Origin of the sequence: Paraburkholderia ultramafica (assembly GCF_902859915.1) — a bacterium.
Taxonomy (GTDB): Bacteria; Pseudomonadota; Gammaproteobacteria; order Burkholderiales; family Burkholderiaceae; genus Paraburkholderia; species Paraburkholderia ultramafica.
This window is the reverse complement of sequence record NZ_CADIKK010000157.1, coordinates 1-728: the sequence shown is the minus strand read 5'-3', so window position 1 is coordinate 728 and position 728 is coordinate 1. Positions and strand designations below refer to the sequence as shown.

Below are 728 nucleotides of genomic sequence, written 5' to 3'. Positions count from 1 at the left end.
GGCGGCGTTCTTCGCGAAGGACCTCCTGTGAAGTACGCCTGGATTGATTCGCAGAGCCGGCAATATCCGCTGTCGGCGCTGTGCGAGGTCCTGTCGGTCAGTCTGAACGGCTATCGGGCATGGAAGCGCGGCGGCACGCCGGAGCGTCAGCGCCTGAGCGACGGGCAGCTGTTGGTGTTGATTCGGACTATCCATGCCGAAGTCAAGGGCGCCTATGGCTCGCCACGCATGACGGTGGAGATCCGCTCGCGCGGCTTTCCGGCCAGCAAGGCGCGGGTTGAGCGGCTGATGCGCGAGAACGGCATTCGGGCTCGGCACAAACGGCGCTACAAGGTGACGACGGACTCGAAGTACAAGCTGCCGGTCGCCGAGAATCTGCTGGCGCGCAACTTCACGCCGACGGCGCCGAACCAGGTGTTCACCTCGGACATCACGTACATCTGGACCGATGCGGGCTGGTTGTATCTGGCAATCGTGCTGGACCTGTTCAACCGGGAAGTCGTCGGCTGGTCAATCAAGCCGCGCATGACGGCGGACCTCGTAACCGACGCCCTGACGATGGCCTGGTTCCGTCGTAAGCCTGAGCCCGGCGCGCTGCATCACTCGGATCGCGGCAGCCAATACGCCAGTCACGACTTCCAGCGCAAGCTGGCGGAATACGGCATGCGTTGCTCGATGAGCCGCAAGGGAAATTGCTGGGATAACGCGCCCACGGAGAGCTTCTTCAA

At 63.2% G+C, this 728-nt stretch carries 1 protein-coding gene; it reads left to right on the top strand.

All coding sequences use genetic code 11. The annotated features are described in order from the left end of the window. On the top strand, positions 1-728 hold a 728-nt coding region (locus HV744_RS36655), incomplete at both ends, for an IS3 family transposase (RefSeq protein WP_175154099.1).